This is a genomic window from Pseudoalteromonas sp. J2K-J031 (genome assembly GCF_058197095.2).
In genome coordinates this window covers 1,734,490-1,755,052 of record NZ_CM200279.1, presented here as the reverse complement: position 1 = coordinate 1,755,052, position 20,563 = coordinate 1,734,490, and the positions used below count along the sequence as shown (strand labels likewise).

The 20,563-nt window shown below is 41.9% G+C and carries 14 protein-coding genes; 4 read left to right on the top strand and 10 right to left on the bottom strand.

What is annotated here, in order from left to right; translation table 11 throughout:
* Positions 1-12: 12 nt before the first annotated feature.
* Together AC3KZC_RS07980 and AC3KZC_RS07975 are read right to left on the bottom strand one after the other, a co-directional pair.
* A complete protein-coding gene (locus tag AC3KZC_RS07980; RefSeq protein WP_490579236.1) occupies positions 13-2,961 on the bottom strand; it encodes a TonB-dependent receptor in 2,949 nt (982 codons plus the stop codon).
* Positions 2,962-3,037: 76 nt separating this feature from the next.
* Positions 3,038-5,686, bottom strand: coding sequence for a family 16 glycosylhydrolase (locus AC3KZC_RS07975; RefSeq protein ID WP_490579265.1), 2,649 nt, complete (start codon positions 5,684-5,686; stop codon positions 3,038-3,040).
* 312 nt (positions 5,687-5,998) lie between these two features.
* On the opposite strand from AC3KZC_RS07975, the gene AC3KZC_RS07970 reads away from it, so the two are divergent.
* On the top strand, positions 5,999-6,937 hold the full coding sequence (locus AC3KZC_RS07970) for a hypothetical protein (RefSeq protein ID WP_490579237.1): 939 nt from the start codon (positions 5,999-6,001) through the stop codon (positions 6,935-6,937).
* Between the two features lie 21 nt (positions 6,938-6,958).
* Here the strand turns inward: AC3KZC_RS07970 and AC3KZC_RS07965 are convergent, their stop codons facing one another.
* The 4 genes from AC3KZC_RS07965 to AC3KZC_RS07950 form a co-directional block, all read right to left on the bottom strand.
* Positions 6,959-8,554, bottom strand: coding sequence for a GAF domain-containing hybrid sensor histidine kinase/response regulator (locus AC3KZC_RS07965; RefSeq protein WP_490579238.1), 1,596 nt, complete (start codon positions 8,552-8,554; stop codon positions 6,959-6,961).
* A 107-nt stretch (positions 8,555-8,661) separates the two neighbouring features.
* A complete protein-coding gene (locus AC3KZC_RS07960; RefSeq protein WP_490579239.1) occupies positions 8,662-9,105 on the bottom strand; it encodes a DUF6436 domain-containing protein in 444 nt (147 codons plus the stop codon).
* Between the two features lie 73 nt (positions 9,106-9,178).
* Positions 9,179-10,645, bottom strand: a complete 1,467-nt coding sequence (locus tag AC3KZC_RS07955; RefSeq protein WP_490579240.1) for a methyl-accepting chemotaxis protein — start codon at positions 10,643-10,645, stop codon at positions 9,179-9,181.
* Between the two features lie 212 nt (positions 10,646-10,857).
* Positions 10,858-11,685, bottom strand: a complete 828-nt coding sequence (locus AC3KZC_RS07950) for a hypothetical protein (RefSeq protein ID WP_490579241.1) — start codon at positions 11,683-11,685, stop codon at positions 10,858-10,860.
* A 423-nt stretch (positions 11,686-12,108) separates the two neighbouring features.
* Between AC3KZC_RS07950 and AC3KZC_RS07945 the strand changes: the two genes are divergently transcribed.
* Positions 12,109-12,318, top strand: a complete 210-nt coding sequence (locus AC3KZC_RS07945) for a cold-shock protein (RefSeq protein WP_009840058.1) — start codon at positions 12,109-12,111, stop codon at positions 12,316-12,318.
* Between the two features lie 168 nt (positions 12,319-12,486).
* Here AC3KZC_RS07945 and AC3KZC_RS07940 read toward each other — a convergent pair whose 3' ends face one another.
* A complete protein-coding gene (locus tag AC3KZC_RS07940; RefSeq protein ID WP_490579242.1) occupies positions 12,487-13,380 on the bottom strand; it encodes a LysR family transcriptional regulator in 894 nt (297 codons plus the stop codon).
* A gap of 853 nt (positions 13,381-14,233) precedes the next feature.
* Between AC3KZC_RS07940 and AC3KZC_RS07935 the strand changes: the two genes are divergently transcribed.
* Positions 14,234-14,815, top strand: a complete 582-nt coding sequence (locus AC3KZC_RS07935; protein ID WP_490579243.1) for a hemerythrin domain-containing protein — start codon at positions 14,234-14,236, stop codon at positions 14,813-14,815.
* A 128-nt stretch (positions 14,816-14,943) separates the two neighbouring features.
* Positions 14,944-15,375 carry a dihydroneopterin triphosphate diphosphatase gene (nudB, locus tag AC3KZC_RS07930; RefSeq protein WP_490579244.1) on the top strand — a complete coding sequence of 144 codons (432 nt, stop codon included), beginning with the start codon at positions 14,944-14,946 and terminating at the stop codon, positions 15,373-15,375.
* Positions 15,376-15,463: 88 nt separating this feature from the next.
* On the opposite strand, the gene prpF is transcribed toward nudB, so the two are convergent.
* The 3 genes from prpF to prpC all read right to left on the bottom strand — a co-directional run bounded on the left by prpF (position 15,464) and on the right by prpC (position 20,539).
* Positions 15,464-16,636, bottom strand: coding sequence for a 2-methylaconitate cis-trans isomerase PrpF (gene prpF, locus AC3KZC_RS07925; RefSeq protein ID WP_490579245.1), 1,173 nt, complete (start codon positions 16,634-16,636; stop codon positions 15,464-15,466).
* Between the two features lie 52 nt (positions 16,637-16,688).
* Positions 16,689-19,280, bottom strand: coding sequence for a Fe/S-dependent 2-methylisocitrate dehydratase AcnD (gene acnD, locus AC3KZC_RS07920; RefSeq protein ID WP_490579246.1), 2,592 nt, complete (start codon positions 19,278-19,280; stop codon positions 16,689-16,691).
* A gap of 134 nt (positions 19,281-19,414) precedes the next feature.
* Positions 19,415-20,539 carry a bifunctional 2-methylcitrate synthase/citrate synthase gene (gene prpC, locus AC3KZC_RS07915; protein ID WP_490579247.1) on the bottom strand — a complete coding sequence of 375 codons (1,125 nt, stop codon included), beginning with the start codon at positions 20,537-20,539 and terminating at the stop codon, positions 19,415-19,417.
* Positions 20,540-20,563 lie beyond the last annotated feature (24 nt).

Genomic DNA, 20,563 nt, shown 5'->3' with positions numbered 1-20,563 from the left:
ATTCCTACCTAGTTAAAAGCTAAAACGTGCACCAATGGCGTAGCGTGGACCATATTGACGCGCAAACAAAAATTGCTCTTCATAACGGCCATAACCTTGCTCAGTTTCATTGTTAAGGTTTACCCCTTCAAAGAATACCGTTAGGTTTTCGTTTACATCGTAGTTAACACTCATATCCCACTGGCCAAAACTTTTTGCAAATTGTGGTGGTGCATCGGCACTGCCCTGCGCTTGACCCACACCAATTAAATACTCATCACGCCATGCGTAAGTCAATTTAACTGACAGACCCTCTTTTTCATAAAAAGCTTGGAAGTTAGCCGAATCACTTAAGCCTGTTAATGGCGCTTGTTGCACTAAACTATTGACGTCAAATTTTACATCGCCATCAACAAACGTGGCATTAATGCCTAAACCAAAACCACTTTCACCAAATAAGTGTTGCACGGCCATTTCAATCCCATCAACCGACTTACTATCGGTATTCGTAGGCTGGCTGATATTCCATACCATTAATGGGTCGTTTGAATTTGGCTCAATTTTACCCTCTGCATTACCGTTACCATTTACCAACATTTGATCAAAAATGGCGGTACTGGTGGCTTGGTCGCCACGCGCTTCAATATCGGCAATGGCTTGCAAATAACGCGGGCCATTAAAGATATCGTTTAAGCCATCAATGGTTGTTTGCGTGATGGATGTTTGAATAAAGTTATCAACGTCTTTTTTGAAGTACCCAATGGCTGCGTAACTGCCTTCGCCATAATAATACTCAACCGTGAAATCTAAGTTAGTTGATTCAAAAGGCAGTAAATTGGTATTGCCTTGACTACCCACACGGGAACCTGGTTTTGGGCTGCCAGTTAAACTACGCCCGCCCGCTAAATCACCCAGCGGTGCACGTGAAATCGTTTTACCCCATGATGCTCTTGCCACAACATCATCTGTGACATCAACTTTGACATCAATCATAGGTAACAAGACATCGTGTTTACCTTCTTGGCTTAAGAAATTATCTTTACCACCTTGCTCATATTGCATGATCCATTCTGAGGCACTTTCCCAGTTGACTTGACGTTCTACACGTTGACGCACAGTGCTGGTCACATCCGTTTCTTCATAGCGTAAACCCGCATTTACCTGTACTTGGTAATCAGCCACTTTAAAATCCCATTCGGTTTGAATATAAACCGCGGTGGTATTTTCTGTCACTGAACTTTGACTATCAATGCCATCAAAATAAGGGTTAATTGAATAGACATCTGAACCCATCACATCTTGGGTTAAGAAGGCCAGTTGTCTGGCTACGGCTTCATCAAAATCAAAGCTGTAGTAATAATTTGGGTTAAGTGATGAACCACCACCAGTAAATTGATCAAGCAAATTATTGGTATTATGTAATTCAAACATGCCGTCTGGGAAAATTTGAGGGTAAGCTGGATTAAAACCTGGGCCGCCGCGCAAACCACTCCATGCGGTTAATCCGCCCATCGTTTGTTCTGTTCGCGAACCACCAAATTTTACTGAAACCAATGGAATATCAATAATCTCGTTATACCAGCGCGCATCAACTTGTAACTGCTGAATGTCTGATTCACCTGGGCTATGAATAAATTGACTAAAGTTTGAGTCAATTTCACCTGGGCTTAGTACATTTGTACCGTTGCGCCAGTTGATCATTGCATGTGGAACGTCACCCATGCGGTAATCATAGATTTTTGAGATGAGCTGATCAGAACCTAAAATAACTTGGCCATCACTGCCTAACCCTTTGTCAGCACCATTATCGGTTTTATTGTTTGAATCGTGATAATCGACCGCCACTTTCCAGATTGAGTTAATTTCCCAGTCTAAGTTAAAACCGACCGAGCGGGCTTCGACTTCAGTGGTATTTTTACTCGCGGTGAACGAACCATCATTACCACCAATATCAGCAAATAAAGCAGTACCATTTTCATCGAGTTCGTAGGCATTTATATTGCTACCGAACTCATTCCAAATACCCCAACCTGTTGTTTCTTGGCCTGTAATAGCTTTTGAGCCGGTAAAATCTAATGTTGCAACAAGACCATCGATTGGTTTGTACTGAAAAGTGACTTGTGCATTGGTGCGCTCACGCTGCACATCGTTGATAGAGTAATTCATATCTTTTGGAAAAAAGTGATTACCAATGCGCTTGCCATCGGCATCCACGCCGCGGGGATCAATCACTTTTGATTCATCTAAATCAGGTAAAGCAACATTTGCTTGCCAACCTTGAATATTGGCTTCTTGACGTTGAAAGTCACGCTCTTGGTGCGAAAGCGAAACAGATACCCCAAAACGGTCATCAGCAAAAGTATTGCTATACACAGCGGCAAGCTCTGGCGTGATATCACTGCCTTTTTCGTTTGAGCTATCGTTAATGCCTTTGGCCGAGACAGAGTAATGCTGGCCTGATTTATTAAGCGGTTTTAAAGTGACAATGTTAACCGTTGCACCTAAGCCCCCTGTAGGCATTTCAGCACGGGCCGTTTTATAGACTTCTAAGGTGCTCACACCTTCAGACGATAAATTTTCAAGGCTGTACGATCGACTATTACCCGTACCTGGCATTTGACGACCATTAAGCGTAATTAAGTTAAAGCTCGGCCCAAAACCACGAACAGTGATTTGACTGCCTTCACCATTATTACGACTTACCGACACGCCCGTGATGCGCTGTAGCGACTCAGCTAAGTTGGTATCGGGAAATTTACCCATTTCTTCAGCAGAAATGGCGTCCATAACACCAAAAGTTGCACGTTTTAAATCCATCGATTTAATTAAACTGCCACGAACACCACTGACTTCAATTACTTCAACGTCTTGCGGCGCAGCTTGTTGTGTTTCCTCGGCTTGACTGACTCCAATCCAACTTGTGCCCATTAACAATGCCAATGTACTCGCCAGATGCGTCTTTTTAAATGTTAAATTATTCATGACTACGATTCTTACCTTTAAAATTGTATGGTCGGCAAAGAGCATGCTCTTTGCCATTTCATGTCTGATTGAGCAATTAAGGCGTAGCAATAATTGCGTTATCAATCCGGTAAACCGCGCCTTCACCTTTACCCCATGATGGGAATACCATCACCACATCAATGGCACTGATATCTAACCCAGCATCATAAAGCGCTTGTAATGGGAAGGTGTACGTTTGCCACTGACCATTTTTAACCGCCTCACCTTCACTGCTTGCCGATAAAGGTAACTCAACAGCACTGGATGCATCGCCCGCTTCAATTTTAAAAGTCCAAACCGCATCGGGGCTATTTGGCGCATCAATCACTTTCATCTCAAAGCGTACAACACCCTGTGCTAAGTCGGCTGAAGCATCGTGATAAACACCATCTTCGGCGAAAAAGCCCATAACGGTTGGTTGCGAACCAATTTTATACTGTGCAACGGCACCGTGCGCATCATCATCGACTTCTTCGGTCGGTGTTGATCCACCGCAGCAATCCCAAATACTCCACTGTTTAGCGACTGTGTCTTTGAACAAGGTTAAGCCATTGGCTGGTTTAGCATCTGGATTAAAGATTTTTGCGTTATCGACACGGTAAACCGCGCCTTCGCCTGTGCCCCATGCAGGGAAAATCATGATCACATCAATTGCACTCACATCAAGCCCAGCATTGGCTAAATCAGCAATCTTAAAGCTATATGTTTGCCACTGGCCAGTTGTTGGTGCAACACCTTCGACACTATTGGTAATTGGCCATTCAACCGCAGATGCGCCATTGTCAGATTCTAGTTTAATCAACCAGCTTGAATCTGGATTGCTAGGCGCATTAACGACTTTCATGTCAAAACGTAGTACACCTGAGTCTAAAATTGCACTGGCATCAAATGGTTTATCACCACCAGCATTAGCTGGGCGTGTAATAAAACCCATCACCGTAGGTTGAGCGCCAATTGTAAATTCAGCCACCAAACCGTGATCAGCATCATCCATCTCTTCAGTAGGTGTTGAACCACCGCAGCAATCCCACATTGGCCAATCTGGATTCATGCCATTTTCAAACAACACAAGTTCTGGGTAATTGATCTCTTGGCTAATTTTCACATCATCAACAAGGTATTGCGCCCCTTCACCGCTGCCCCATGCAGGGAAAATCATAATCACATCAATAGAGCTGATATCCAGACCCAAATCAGCTAATGCTTGTAATGGGAATGTATAAGTTTGCCATTGACCAACAGCCACTGATACGCCTTCGGTACTGGTTGATAACGGTACTTCGATTGCGGTTGAACCGCCTAGACTTTCGACTTTCATTAACCACGTTGCATCAGGATTATTTGGCGCAGAAGTCACTTTGACTGCAAAGCTAATGCTGCCATTATCAATAATTGGCGAGGCATCAAACGGTGACGCTTTACCATTTGGATCGGTAATAAATTCGCCGCGACTAATAAAGCCATTTACGGTCGGTTGAGCACCAACGGTAAAACGCATTACATCGCCACGCTCAGGATCAGACACCACACTTGGCGAAGAACCACCACAACAATCCCAAGCAGGCCAATTTGGATTAAGCGCCCCATCAAAAATAGTGAGATTTTGTGGAATACCCGTTGATGGAGGAGATGGGATTGGAGCTGCACCTTCAACCAAGGCATCGGTTAATTTATCGTAACCTGCACGCACGGTCTCACAGCCCTTGCCTGTATTGGGTTCAATGGTACATTCATAAACGCGCACATAGTCAATTTCAAATACTTGGCCATTTGCAAAAGCCGCTGCATCAATGCCTAATTCATTCACGTTTTCAGGCCAATTACCACCGACAGCAAAGTTTAAAATGAGATAAAATTGTTGATCAAATGGAGCATCTGTCCAATAGGTTGTCAGTTCGCCTGATGTTTGGTCGAAATATTCAGTAAACCAACCTCGGTGAGATAAGCCAACCGCTTCATCTTTACTATTATAACGAACTTGCGATTTACGTTGCGTTGCATAAAGGTGGTTATCAACATACCAACGGATCTCGCCTTCTTGCCATTCGATGGCATAAGTGTGAAACCCATCGGCTGGATTGACCCCTTCAGGCAAGGCATAGGCTTTACCTGAGCTTGCGTTGTTTGGCCATGCACGGCCGTAGTGTAAACTGCCGTAAATATTGCTTTCAACACCGCCGTCGTTTGTTGCCGCTTTTAGGTTAACCGATTCTAAAATATCAATCTCACCCGAACGTGGCCACTCACCATATACTTCATCGGTCGGCATCATCCAAAACGCTGGCCAACTACCTTGACCTGAAGGTAATTTTGCGCTCATTTCAAAGCGACCATATTTAAAATCGGCTTTATAACGGCTGTTCAATCGGGCTGAAGTATAAGGTTTTGCTGATCCCTCTGGAGCAGGTTTAGCTACAATATTCAGTTTACCTTCTGCGATGAATGAGTTTTCATCACTGTCGGTATAACATTGCGCTTCGTTATTGCCGCCGCCATCACAGTTTAGTTCGTGAGTCCATTTTCTATCATCGATACGTGTGCTATCAAATTCATCATTCCACACCATTTTCCAATCACTGACCGCAAGGCTAGGATCTATTTTGGTGAGATCGGTTGTCGTTTTAGCACCGCCGCCACAACCAACTAGCATAGTAGCTGAGAGCAGTGCTAGAACTGACGTGGTTTGTATTGCTGTTTTTTTCATTACTTCAGCCCCGATACAGACAGTTAAGTTAATTATCATAAGTGGTACATCATTCTAGTGCAGAACAACATTCATGTAAGCGCTTCCATTTAAAGCCAAAAAAAATGCACGGAATATGTAAGCGCTTTCATAAATCTAAACTGCTGTGACATAAAGATCAAATTATTTAACAAAAAAGATACTAATTTTATTATTTGCACCAATCTTTTAACGGTACAACGCGCTATTTTGAGTGCAAGCATCAAATGAAACCGCTAACATCGTGCACCAATACACGCTACAATTGGCACTCTTTTTTATAAGGGGTTCTGCGTGATTGGCTTTAAACACACACCACTATTTTTATTAATATCATTAGCAATGATCGGTGGCTGTATTGGCGCTACGCCAATTTACACTGCAAAGGACACCCTTCAACTGGTAGTAAAGCCGCTTTCGAAAAAAGAAGTAACATTTAAATTAATAAACCCATTACCTTATACGCTTCATGAAACATCAGGGCTTGCAACACATAATGGTCAAATTTGGAGTATTAATGACAGCGGTGACCAAGCAAACCTTTATCGCTTAAGTGACGATTGGCTTAGTATTGATAAAACAATTACATTAAGTAACGGCATCAATAAAGATTGGGAATCATTGGCTAGCAATGATGAACATTTGATTATTGCAGATTGCGGAAATAACTCAGGGAATCGGCGTAACTTTGAGCTTTATCACATCGCTTGGCAAACGCTTGAACAAGCCCCTGACTTATCATCACATGTCGCGACAGTACAGCACTTTAATTATAAAAATCAACCTGATAAAAATATGCCCTACCACCATAATTACGATTGTGAAGCAGTAACGTTAGTGCAGCAAACACTGTGGTTATTTTCAAAAAATTGGCAAGATGGCCACACTTTTTTGTATCAATTAACATTAGATCAACCACACCAAACTCTCAGCCCGATAACGCGTTTAAATATTGAGGGGCTCATTACTGGCGCCGATTACAACGACCAAAATAATACGTTAGCGCTGGTCGGGTACACACAACAACGCATTTTTGGTTCTGCATTTGTCTGGCTATTTGAGATTGAAAACTTAGCCATTAAACCCGACACGGCACGCTATTTTGAACTGCCAACCTATGCGCAGTGGGAAGGGATCGTTTGGCAAGACCCATCAACGCTCATCCTCACAACTGAACAAAGCCCTATTTCAAAAAGCCAAATTGCCACTTTGTCGTTAAAAACGAGCGACTAACGCTCGTTTAAGGTTGACGCATCACATATTCATCATACGGTTAAGCGTATTAATAACAACTTGTCGCTCAATTGGTTTACTAATAAAACCATCAAAACCTTGTTTTAAATAATCCCCAGAAAAAATATCTGCGGTCATAACGACTATTGGGGTCGTTATACCTAGTTGTTTTATTTGCTGTAATGCTTCATGGCCTGATATTCCTGGTAACATGATATCCATCAAAATACAGTCAAATTGAGTTTGCTTAAGGATTTTTATCGCCTCTTCACCCGTTGTGGCTAAAGTCACATCACAGCCGATAGATTTAAACAAGGCATTGGCCACCATTTGATTTAAAGGATTATCTTCAACAATCAAGGTACGTAAGGATTGGTGTAAGTGCGGTTGCGCTGTTGCAATAGCAGCTGGGGTTTTACACTCTTTGGCCGCTAAATAAAACTGTACGTGAGTGCCTTTACCTAACTCGCTGGTCAGGTGCAAACTCCCCCCCATTAATTCAACCAAGCCTTTGCATAAATTCAGCCCAATCCCTGTACCACCGCGCTTATGATTGCCCACTTGTTTGTACTTTGAAAACAATAATGCCTGATCTGCAGCCGAGATCCCCATCCCTTGATCAATCACCTCAAAACATATTTCTTGGTTTTTTTGTAGCGATATCTTTAGTAATACCGTAGCTCCTGCATCACTGAATTTAATGCTGTTACTCACTAGATTAACCAACACCTCAGTTAGTTTTTCGCCATCTGTGATGACATATTTTGGTAAATCATCTGCACATTCAAGGGTAAAAACCAGGCTTTTTTTCTTTGCTTCATTTGCCAGCATCGTATAAATATTTTGCACTAATTCCATTAAACAAACCGAATCAAGCTGGAGTTCCATTTTACCCGCTTCGATTTTATTTAAATCAAGCACACTGTTAATTAAAGCTAATAAGTGCTGGCCACTAAAATGGATGTGTTTAATATACTGATTAGCTTCATCGGGTAGTTGATAGGTGTTGGCTCGCTCAAGCAATAAATCGCTAAAACCTAAAATTGCGTTTAATGGTGTGCGTATTTCATGGCTGATCCGAGACAAAAACTCGGTTTTATTTTGATTTGCTTCTTCAAGAGATAAAATGTGTTTACGTAATTCTAATTGCGCAATAACCTCACGTCCCAAAATGGTCAACGCCTTTTTTTGTTGAACTGTTAATTCTTTTGGCTTATCACTAATAGCGCATAATGTACCAATAGCTTGACCATTTGGAGCCAATAGCTGAGTGCCAGCATAAAACCGAATTTTTGGCCCCTCGGTCACTAACGGATTATCGAAAAAACGGGGATCTTCTAACGTGTTTGGTACTTCAAATAACTCTTTTTCTAAAATGGCATGAGCACAAAATGCAATATCACGGCTTGTTTCATCTGCATCAAGTCCCACTTTTGCTTTAAACCACTGCCTGTCTGGATCGACTAAACTGATTAATGCTATCGGAGTTTCACAAATTTCAGAAGCCAGCTGAGTTAGCTCATCAAAAATAAGCTCTCCAGAGGTATCTAAAATATCATAACTAAATAATGTTTTAAGTCGCAGGTTTTCATCTTTCGGCTTTAGTGCGGTTTTCATTCATTTTCCCCAGATGAATAAAGACTTAGTAGTAGTTATTATTGTTTAAAAAAACAGATACTGTCTAGCTTGTCCGTAATTAAACCTATTTATACATAAAAAATAATTCACACATTGCAGTAACACCCTCTCGCTTGATGTTCTATTAAGTCAGAACTAAACCCTTGCTGATAATTATGTAAAGCAGTATCAATAAGGCTGTTACCACTTGCGCAGGCAAGACCAACAGAATAAGGACCAAAATACACTAATTTATGTGCTTGCGTGACAATCAACGCCGCTGGCGTGGATGGAATAATATCTTTGAGTTCTTGACTGACTTCAACCGTGATGACATTAAACCCCAATTGCTGCGCTTTAAGCGTCAGCTCTTTTTTGTGTGTCTCGCTCATGGCTGAACATTGACATGACTTATCAACAAAATGGACAAAGGTATTTGAAAAATCATGCTGCGCTAACGCAGGCGTCTTAGCCAACGTATCAAGCAACAAAGTGCTTGATACGTTATGTAATACACCATGCGGGTCGAACCACACCAACCGAGCTTGCACAAAATAAACACCTGCACACAACGTCGTTATTATCCAGAGAATAAATAGTATGCTGTGCTTGTGCTGTTCAAAATTATTTGAAACTTTCAATTCCCTTTTCCAGACATTGCGTTGAACGTTTTATGTTATCTGCTTCAAGCGATAATGAATCAATTTTGCTGATATCCTCTTGACTGGCCGAGCGCATATTTTCAGTGCTCAGCGCAATACTCTGCGTCGAGCTTGATTGCTCATCAACCGCTGCGGCAACCGACATTGCTATGTCACTGGCACTGGCAACTAACAACGTCGTCTCTTGCATTTGTGCATTAGCCTTCCCGGCTACATCAATAACACTTTGCACAGTCGTAATGCATACTTTCATTGCTTCTGTTGAACTTTTAGAATAACTTTTCAATTGAGTAATCGTCTGGCCTATTTTATCAGTACTTTCTTTTGTGCGATTGGCAAGTGCACGCACTTCATCTGCAACCACTGCAAACCCGCGGCCTTGTTCACCCGCCCGAGCTGCTTCTATCGCTGCATTTAGGGCTAACAAGTTTGTTTGATCTGCAATTCCGGTAATTTCAGACAAGACACCCGTAATAATCTCACTTGATTTAGCGAGCTCTTGAATTTCATCACTGGTTTTAGCTAATGCTTGGCTTAGGGTTTTATTGTTGTTGTTAATATCGATGATATTTTCTTCGGTTGCTTGCGTTAAATCTTTTGCAAGTTTCATTTGCTCACTCAACTGAGCGGTATCTGTAGCAATAGTCGAAACGGTTTGTGCCATCAGATCAATTGAGCTTGCGATTAAACCCGTTTCTTGCTGTCGGATAGCGGCTGATTCTTCTAATACCACTTTCACATTCACTAAATTATGAGTGTTTTTGACCAGCACGTTTGATTGTTTTTTTACATCAGCAATTAAGTTATCAAGTAAATTCAGCAGTTCGTTAAAGCCATTGAGCACGCGATTATTTACTATTGATGATCGGACCGATAAATCAATACTATTTTTATTTTGGGTTAAATGCTCAGTAATTCTTGATAGCTCTTTGCCCACAATACTGTCATTAAATAAAGTTTTAGCGATATAACCCGCAATTAATGCTTCTACAACAGCATATGCAGCATGAATTAATACCGTAGAAAATTGCAAACGATCGGCATCAAAAATATACACCCCAACATTATTAAGTTGCAGGTAATAAAAAGAGAGGTGATGCACAGCTACCACCAATATGGCTGAAATAAAAACACGCCAATCACTGTAAATAATCAAAAATGCCATCAAAATAAATATTTCAAAGTGCACTTCAATCAGACCATTCATTTGATGGATATGCAAACACGCAAAAATCATGGCTGCAATGGCTGAAGTATGGCGCGTCAGAACACTCTCTGGAGCTACTTTGGTAAAGTAAAGCGGCATCACTAATGCCGGTAAACCAATGAATACCACTTCAAGATAAGTGCCATAAACAAACGACATGGCTAATGATTCTAAAAAGAGACCAATAAAAAGTAATTTGAATAGTTGATTACGTGTTTCCATATGGCAATCCAATACTGTGGCGAAAAAATAAACCTTTGATTGAAAATAGTATTTGAATAGGTTTAGTGCAAAATAAATCTATTTAAATCAATCAAGAGCAGTGTCTAATTGCGTATTGTCTTTAACGATAAATATCAGAACAGTCGTTATCTCATATTCCATCAAGGGGTTTTTATCGTTATTTTTTGACATCGCAGCGCCCTGTGACTGAGCTATTCAGAAGCATTATTAACTAACATTGGAGGATTACACGGCGGCAAAGAATAGTTATCTTGGCATAACATCACCCTCCACGCATCCAACTGCCCGGTTTGCGCCACGTATTGCTGATAACTCTCTTCATTCAAGGGCCCGACCACAACTCGGTACTGCACCGAATGATCGGATTTGGTCACCGTTACTAATTTAGGGTCGTACTCGCTATGGATTGCCATTCGTTCGTTAGCAAACTCTAACTGATTAAAACTCCCTAACACGGCAAATAACTTAGGTGTAGCTTGTGCGCTGACAATTCTATCTAACCAAGTTACATCATTGATTAACTCTTGCTGTTCAGTTGTTTGTTTATTTGACTGACTATGCATTGCTTTATTACTGTGTCCGCGTAACTGACTGGCAAGGACTGAGGTCGCATTACTATCGGTATAAATAAGCTTGCTATGCACATTTGTAGGGGGAGAGATCTCTGGGGTTTTAAGATTCGATACAACAGGCTTTGACTCATCTCGATTTGAATTAGGCTCACGCAAAAGTGCCGCCATTTGAGTACGCTTTGCTTTGGGCTCCTTAACTGGCGCTTGTGCCAGCATCACTGAATTAGGGAGCACCTCTTCGTCTATGCAGGCATTTTGACCAATAATAATTCGATAAAGCGCGCAATCTTGTGACATCACAGTCGAAATAGCATGATCAGTCAACGATTTTCCAGTTGCAACATAGCTAATACCCGTGATCCCAAAGGTGACAAGCTCCAAGGTGGCACAACTTGTTACACTTGTTGTTGCAACAATAACAAGAGTTAAAGGAAGCATTTTCATCATCAATTTGCCTATAAAAAACAATTATGCATATTTATTAAGCAATTGACGCGCCAATTTGTAAAAATTTTGTTTCATTTTAAATGTGTTCAATATCATGATGTTAAACAAAAAATGACCAGCCAAAAATTTGTCTTCTTTTAATTTATTTTTTTTAACTTAGGACTTACCGCAACGGCTTTACCCGTTGTATAATCCGCTTGCTGTAGTTGTTAATATTATTTTTAAATTTTAGAAAATATAACTTTACTTCCCTTCTGTGCTGTATATAATTCGCGCAGTTTGAAAGTGCACCGTCTATTTATTTCATACCATTACGATGAGTCATCTCTGTCACCTCGTTCTGTTTTTATAAGTAACAGCTCAACTTCCAGCACTACCGCCTTTTCTAAGGCACCCAATTACTCTTAAAAATTAGGATTTATTATGTCTAACACGACTACTGGTACAGTTAAATGGTTCAACGAAGCTAAAGGTTTTGGTTTTATCGAGCAAGCTTCAGGTCCTGACGTTTTCGCTCACTTTAGCGCTATCTCTGGTGACGGTTTCAAAACTCTTGCTGAAGGTCAAAAAGTACAATTCGTTGTAACTAAAGGCCAAAAAGGTCCTCAAGCTGAGAACATCGTTGTTCTTTAATTGAGAAACTAACTTATCTTTGAATAAGTTATGAAAAAAAGGTAAGAATTTATTCTTACCTTTTTTTATGCCTAAATTTTATTCAATGCTTTGTTCACTCTTTTTATGGCGTCAACCGGCAAAAATCATCCTCCCCTTAAAATTAAACCAAACGCCTGTGCTATAAGGCTAGGTCACCATCATTTTTTGACACTCCAGACGAAGTAAATTTAAAAAAGCCTGTGCAGCAGGTCCTAAATGGTCTGCATCTAAAAAGGTAAGGTAGAGTTTTGCTGAACGTTTACTGTTGTGACTCAACGGCAATGCCTTTAGCTGCTCACACGCTAATTCACGAGTAATTGAAGTAACAGGCAACCAAGCAAATCCAAAGCCATTGCTGATCATCTCGATTGAGGTACGTAAATGGCTAACCGTCCAGCGCTGATTTGCCCCTAACCATCCTTCATCTTTTTTTCGTGTGATTGCAGAATCTCTCACCACAATTTGGCGATAACTTTTTAAATCTTCTAATGTTAATTCGCGATTTAATTGATGCAATGCGTGTGATGGTGTAGCAACAGCAACAAAATCTATTTGGCATAACTCTTCACTAAAGCTGTTACTGGTCGAAAGGGGTGAAATTGCAATATCAACCGCTTTATTAGCAAGTAATTCGCTGGCGCCTGTTAAAATCGATTCAACTAATTCAATTTGCAGTAATGGAAATTGCGTAGAAAGTGCATCAAGGACTTTATAAAGCGGTGGTTGTGGAAATATTTCATCAACAGCAATTTTAAGGATGCTTTCAATGCCCTCGCCTAACGTGTGACCAATCGCTTCTATTTTTTCAGCTTCATCAAGCAGGTAGTTTGCACGGCGCAACATCATTTGCCCTGCAGGGGTTAAATGGGTTTTACGGCCTTCAATTTTAAATAGTTTAACCCCAAGAGACGCTTCAATTTTTGTTACTGCATTATGAATACTCGATTGGCTTTTATGCACGCCTTCAGCAGCTTGATTAAAGCCGCCAAATTCAACCACTGCACGAAACATTCGCCATTGCTCTAAGGTTATTCTAAGCATGATAGATACTCCTTTTACTGCCCAGCAGTATCATTGGTAAATACAATTTTTAAGTCTGTTATCTGTTTTTTCACTACGATGCCATCATTTTTATCATCATCACCCAAGCCAATATCAGCCCATTACAAACAGATAATAACGAGCATGTTACGCTTAGAGCGAACTAGATAGATCAGATTAAATCGAACGGATGGGGCATTAATATACGTTTATAAATCGTTTAATACGAATATTTTAATCAAGGTTTGAACACAACCGCAGAGGATTTTTTCTAAATATTAATACTGATAACAACACAACAGGTATCAAGGTAATCTTTGTTATTAGTGCTGGAATAAACCGCAATACTGGGTAATAACTTTTTCTCCAGTAGATTAATTTAAAACGCCCAACAAACTCACACTTTTAGTCATTACTTAAGATTTTCTTAAGTTTTACTCTTTATGATAAAACTATAGTACTGTTTTATTTGATGATTTTTAGCTACCTGCCTAAGATTATCTCAAACCTAGTGCTAAACACATCCACTGCGTTAAGCCTACCCACCGTATTAAATTAGGTCAACGTGTAGCAAGGTGTGCTGCTAATACTGCGTTTTTAAGGAATTGTGTATGGATAAAGCGCCTGTTAAACCACCGCGCGATTGGGCCAAGTATGAATGCGTAGGCCATTCAATATGCTGTGTAATAAACAATCTAAATTGACTCATTTGTTGATTTACATTAAGGTTTTTACGCCCCACAACAACGAAAATAGCCCTTATCAACAAGGAGCAATACAGCGCTGAGTTCTTACATATTTGCCTCAGTACTATTGATTGCGAAATAATGCACTTCGTTTTGGAGCACAAGCCGTGTCCTCAGCCATTTATAAAGCGTTTAAAAAATTAACCTCTCAATCAAAGAACTACCCACACTGTTATTCCTTTGATGCTGCAAACTTGGCAAGGATCCAAGAGATCAGTGATTCAAATACCATAAGCCAATATTTTGAAGCCGACCACAAACGGCTTGATTTATTTGCCGAGCAATTTAGCCATTATTTAATGATTTTACCGCATCTGGCTAGTCGGTATTTTACTGCCTTTGCACAAGGGTTAACGGCTCATATTGTCGCGGAGGAAACCGTGTTATTTCCATTTTTTGAAGAAAAAACCGGAATGACACAAGGCCCAACACTCACTATGCGCCAAGAACATCAGCAAATAATGACCCTCCTTTCGTTGATTTCAGAAAAGCTCGAACAGCAGCAATACCACATTGCTGCCGAGTATAATCAGCTCAATCAATTACTCGCACGGCATAATAAACGTGAAGAAAATCTGTTATACCCTATGGTTGATCAGCACAGCAACGATCAAGAAAAAGCAGCGTTGCTTTTAAGCTTATTTGAAACCATCACTGCGCCTCAAGTCGAGCCCCAGGCAGCAAACTAATCAATTTAGCACCACTAAAAGCAAGGGTTTCTTGCTTTTTTATTTTAAACAATGGGTTAAACATGTCGGTTGGCTACTGTAAACTCAAAGCTTGAGTTACAATTGCAAAAAATCGAGTTAGGTGCACCATGCCATTACGACAACCCTTTTCTGTTCTTGTGGTTATTTACAACCATAGTCGTGAGTTTTTATTGATCCAACGTGCAGACGACGCCAATTTTTGGCAATCTGTTACCGGAGGCATTGACCCAGGTGAAACTCCACTCACCACCGCCTATCGTGAGCTTAAAGAAGAAACAGGCATTGATGCTCTTCAACTGGGTATTACCCTTACTAATCATCATAAAACCAATCAATACGAAATTCGCGATTGTTGGCGCCATCGTTATGAAGCCAATGCGTTCGTCAATACCGAACATGTGTTTAGTATCTGTGTACCCAATGATATTCGTATTAAGCTTAACCCAAACGAACACACCGATTTAAGCTGGTTAACGCAGCAAGAGGCGGCCGATAAAGCCTGGTCACCCAGTAACCGCGCTGAAATATTGGCGTTATAGCGTTAACACGTCCTGAAATTAAGTAAGCAACAGCTATAAAAAACACCACTTAAGGTGGTGTTTTAATATTCAAGTTACTGACTTTCAATTACTCGTGCGGTACACGTACCCAACCTTCCATTAACACGCGGGCGCTGCGGCTCATAATAGCACTTTTTACTTGCCATTGATTATCAACAAAACAGGCTTGTGCCCCTACTTTTAATGTGCCAGATGGGTGGCCAAACGTCACAGAGGTACGCTCATTGCCACCCGCTGCCAAGTTAACCAAGGTGCCAGGGATCGCAGCGGCGGTACCAATAGCAACCGCAGCGGTGCCCATCATGGCATGATGTAATTTACCCATCGACAAAGCGCGAACATTTAAATCAATGTCGCTGTGCGCAATCGCTTTACCACTGGATGAAACATAACTTTTCGGTGGCGCTACAATCGCTACTTTTGGCGTGTGCTGGCGGGTTTTGGCTTCTTCAATATCCGTAATAAGCCCCATTTTAACTGCCCCATAAGCACGAATAGTCTCAAAGCGCGCTAAAATGGTGTCATCATTGTTGATATCATCTTGTAGTTCACCCCCCGTAAAGTCCAGATCCGCTGCATTCAAAAAGATGGTGGGAATACCGGCATTAATTAATGTGGCCTTAAAACTGCCGACGGCTGGCACATCAAGCGTATCGACCACATTACCGGTTGGGAACATTGCGCCTTCGCCATCAGCCGGATCCATAAACGCCACTTCGACTTCGGCAGCGGGGAACGTCACGCCATCGAGCTCAAAATCACCGGTTTCTTGCACTTCACCGTTGGTGATAGGAACGTGGGCGATAATGGTTTTTTGAATATTCGCTTGCCAAATACGCACCGTGGCGAGGCCATTTTTAGGAATTCGGCTGGCATCAACCAAACCATTACTGATTGCAAAAGAACCCACTGCAGCGGTTAAATTGCCGCAATTGCCGCTCCAATCAATAAAAGGTTTATCGATGGCGACTTGACCAAATAAGTAGTCAACATCATGATTTTCTTGGCTGCTTTTTGATAAGATAACTGTTTTGCTGGTGCTTGATGTCGCCCCGCCCATGCCATCGGTGTGTTTGCCGTATGGATCTGGGCTGCCAATCACGCGTAACAGCAGGTTATCACGGGCTTGACCTGCCACTTGCGCTACAGATGGTAAATCAGTGAGATTAAAAAACACCCCTTTACTGGTGCCGCCGCGCATATAAGTTGCTGGAATTTTTATTTGTGGTTTAAATGCCATGCTCTGGCCTCCAAAAAAATAGCCCCAAGTGAATCACTTGAGGCTTAAAATATTAGGCTTGGTTTGACTCTAAAAAGTCTTGTGCAAAGCGTTGTAATACGCCACCTGCCGCATAAATCGAGACTTCTTCAGCGGTATCTAAGCGACACTTCACTGCAACCTCTGTCCGTGTGCCATCGGTGCGATTAATCACTACAGTCAGCATCGCGCCTGGTGTTGGTTCACCCACCACATCGAAGGTTTCAGTACCATCTATCACATAAGTATGGCGATTTTCACCAGCAACAAATTCCAACGGTAAAACCCCCATCCCAACCAAGTTGGTGCGGTGAATTCGCTCAAATCCTTCTGCCACAATGACTTCAACCCCCGCTAAACGCACACCTTTTGCAGCCCAATCACGAGATGAACCCTGACCATAATCAGCACCTGCAATAATAATAAGTGGCTGTTTACGCGCCATGTAGGTTTCTATTGCTTCCCACATCCGCGTAACTGTGCCTTCTGGCTCAAGGCGCGCTAATGAACCTTGTTTGACTTGGCCGTTTTCTTTGACCATCTCATTAAATAATTTAGGGTTGGCAAACGTTGCACGCTGCGCTGTTAAGTGATCGCCACGATGCGTTGCATAGGAGTTAAAGTCTTCTTCAGGTAAACCCATTTTATCTAAATATTCACCTGCAGCGCTGTTCATTTGAATTGCATTTGATGGCGATAAATGATCGGTGGTGATGTTATCCCCAAGTACCGCCAACGGGCGCATGCCCTTCATGGTGCGCTCACCTGCAAGTGCGCCTTCCCAATAAGGTGGGCGACGAATATAAGTGCTTTGCGGGCGCCAATCATACTGCGGATTAATGTGGTCGCCATATTCAACCTTTAAATCAAACATGGGATTATAAACACTTCTAAATTGCTCAGGCTTCACTGAACTTGCAACAACCGCATTAATTTCTTCATCTGTTGGCCAAATATCTTTGAGTGTGACCGCTTGGCCTGCTTGGTCGTAACCTAAAATATCTTTTTCGATATCAAAACGAATTGTACCGGCAATAGCATAGGCAACCACTAATGGCGGTGAGGCTAAAAACGCTTGATTAGCATGAGGATGAATGCGGCCATCAAAGTTACGATTACCCGATAACACCGCGGTGGTGTACAGTTTACGTTCAAGTACTTCTTGCTGAATGACAGGGTCAAGTGCGCCACTCATACCGTTACAGGTAGTACAAGCAAACGCTACTACACCAAACCCTAAGTCTTCAAGTTCTGGTAATAAATTGGCCTCTTCTAAATAAAGTTGCACCGCTTTTGAGCCCGGAGCTAGAGATGATTTTACCCAAGGTTTGCGAGTTAACCCTTTGGCATTGGCATTACGCGCCAATAAACCCGCTGCTATCATATTGCGTGGATTACTGGTATTGGTACAGCTGGTGATAGCTGCAATTATTACTGCGCCATCTGGGATTTTATCGCCATCGTTTTCAACCACACCACTAATGCCGCGCTTGGCAAGCTCTGACGTTGGTACGCGATTATGCGGATTTGAAGGCCCTGCAATATTGCGACAAATGGTTGTTAAATCAAAACGTAAAATACGCTCATACTCGGCAGCTTTGCAGTCATCTGCCCATAAACCCATTTGTTTGGCATAGGTTTCGACCAGTTTAACTTGCTCATCTTCACGGCCCGTTAATCTTAAATAATCAATGGTTTGCTCATCGATATAGAACATGGCCGCTGTCGCACCATATTCTGGGGTCATATTAGAAATTGTAGCGCGGTCGCCAAGGGTTAAATGCTTGGTACCTTCACCGTAAAACTCAAGGTAAGAGCTCACCACTTTTTCAGCGCGTAAAAATTCAGTTAATGCTAATACCACATCCGTCGCTGTGATCCCTTCGGCCGGCTTGCCGACTAATTCAACGCCAATAATATCAGGTAAACGCATATACGAAGCACGGCCAAGCATCACGCTTTCGGCTTCAAGGCCGCCTACACCAATGGCAATAACCCCCAGCGCATCTACCATCGGAGTATGGCTGTCGGTGCCAACTAATGTATCCGGGAAAGCAACCCCCCCGCGGCTTTGCACCACAGGTGACATGCGCTCTAAGTTGATTTGATGCATGATCCCATTACCCGGTGGTATAACATCTACATTTTTGAAAGCAGTTTTGGTCCAATTAATAAAATGAAAACGGTCATCGTTACGGCGATCTTCGATAGCGCGATTTTTAGCAAACGCATCTTTTTCAAACCCTGCATGCTCAACTGCTAATGAATGATCAACAATTAGCTGGGTTGGTACCACAGGGTTTACTTTTGACGGATCGCCGCCTTTTTCGGCAATTGCATCACGAAGCCCAGCTAAATCAACTAACGCGGTTTGACCTAAAATATCATGGCAAACAACACGTGCAGGAAACCACGGGAAATCAAGATCACGTTTACGTTCAATGAGTTGTTTAAGCGAATCAGTTAATTTTTCAGGTTCGCAGCGGCGAACTAAATTCTCGGCCAATACTTTTGAAGTGTAAGGAAGTTTGGCATACGCACCCGGAGCAATCGCATCTACAGCGGCTTGGGTATCAAAATAATCAAGGGAAGTGCCAGGTAAAGGTTTGCGAAATTGGCTATTCATAATTCTTTCCAAAAATGGGTGACGGTGAGGTGCTAAATGAGGTGCAATAACACTTTATTTTTTTGTTAGTGTGAAATTTTTGACCTATTTGCAGTGACCATGTGCCCTTATTTGGCAATAAGGGCACGGTTTTATTAACGCTCGCTTAGAGGCGTAACTTTTCGTGGCTCTGCACCAATATAATCGGCACTTGGGCGAATAATACGGTTGTTGGCACGCTGCTCCATTACATGCGCAGCCCATCCAGTGACACGAGAACAAACGAAAATAGGCGTAAATAACTTAGTTGGGATCCCCATAAAGTGATAGGCCGAAGCATGGAAAAAATCTGCATTACAGAACAATTTTTTTGTATCCCACATGTATTCTTCGCAGGCAACCGAAATATCGTACAGCGACGTATTACCAAATTCATGGGCCAGTTTTTCTGACCATTTTTTGATGATCACATTACGAGGATCTGACTCGCGGTAAATCGCGTGGCCAAAGCCCATGATTTTTTCTTTGCGCTCAAGCATACCTGCCATTTGAATTTTGGCATCTTCTGGTGAGCTGAATTTTTGAATCATATCCATCGCGGCTTCGTTTGCACCACCATGAAGTGGACCACGTAATGAACCAATTGCGCCTGTAACACACGAGAACATATCTGAAAGCGTTGATGCACATACGCGTGCTGTAAAGGTTGAAGCGTTAAACTCATGCTCTGCATATAAAATTAACGAGACATCCATGACTTTACGATGTTGCTCTGACGGAGTCTCACCGCTTAATAATTTTAAGAAATGGCCACCAATTGAGTCTTCATCAGACGTACATTCAATTTCAATATTCTCGTGGCTAAAGCGATACCAATAACACATGATGGCTGGAAATGCGGCCAACAAGCGATTCGCTGCAATATGTTGCTGATCAAAACTGGTTTCGGGCTCTAAATTACCTAAAAAAGAACAGCCTGTTCGCATCACATCCATTGGGTGTGCATTAGCAGGAATACGTTGTAACACTTCTTTTAGTGCTTGTGGTAAATCGCGCTGCGCTTTAAGGCCTGCTTTATATTCAGTTAATTGGGCTTGATTGGGTAATTCACCGTTAAATAATAAATATGCCACTTCTTCGAAGGTGGCATTATCGGCTAAGTCCGATACATCATAGCCACAGTAAGTTAAACCTGAGCCAGATTTGCCCACAGTGCACAGTTTTGTTTCACCTGCACTTTGACCACGTAAGCCTGCACCACTTAGTTTTTTATCTGTCATGTTAAAGTCCCTAATTTTGTTGTC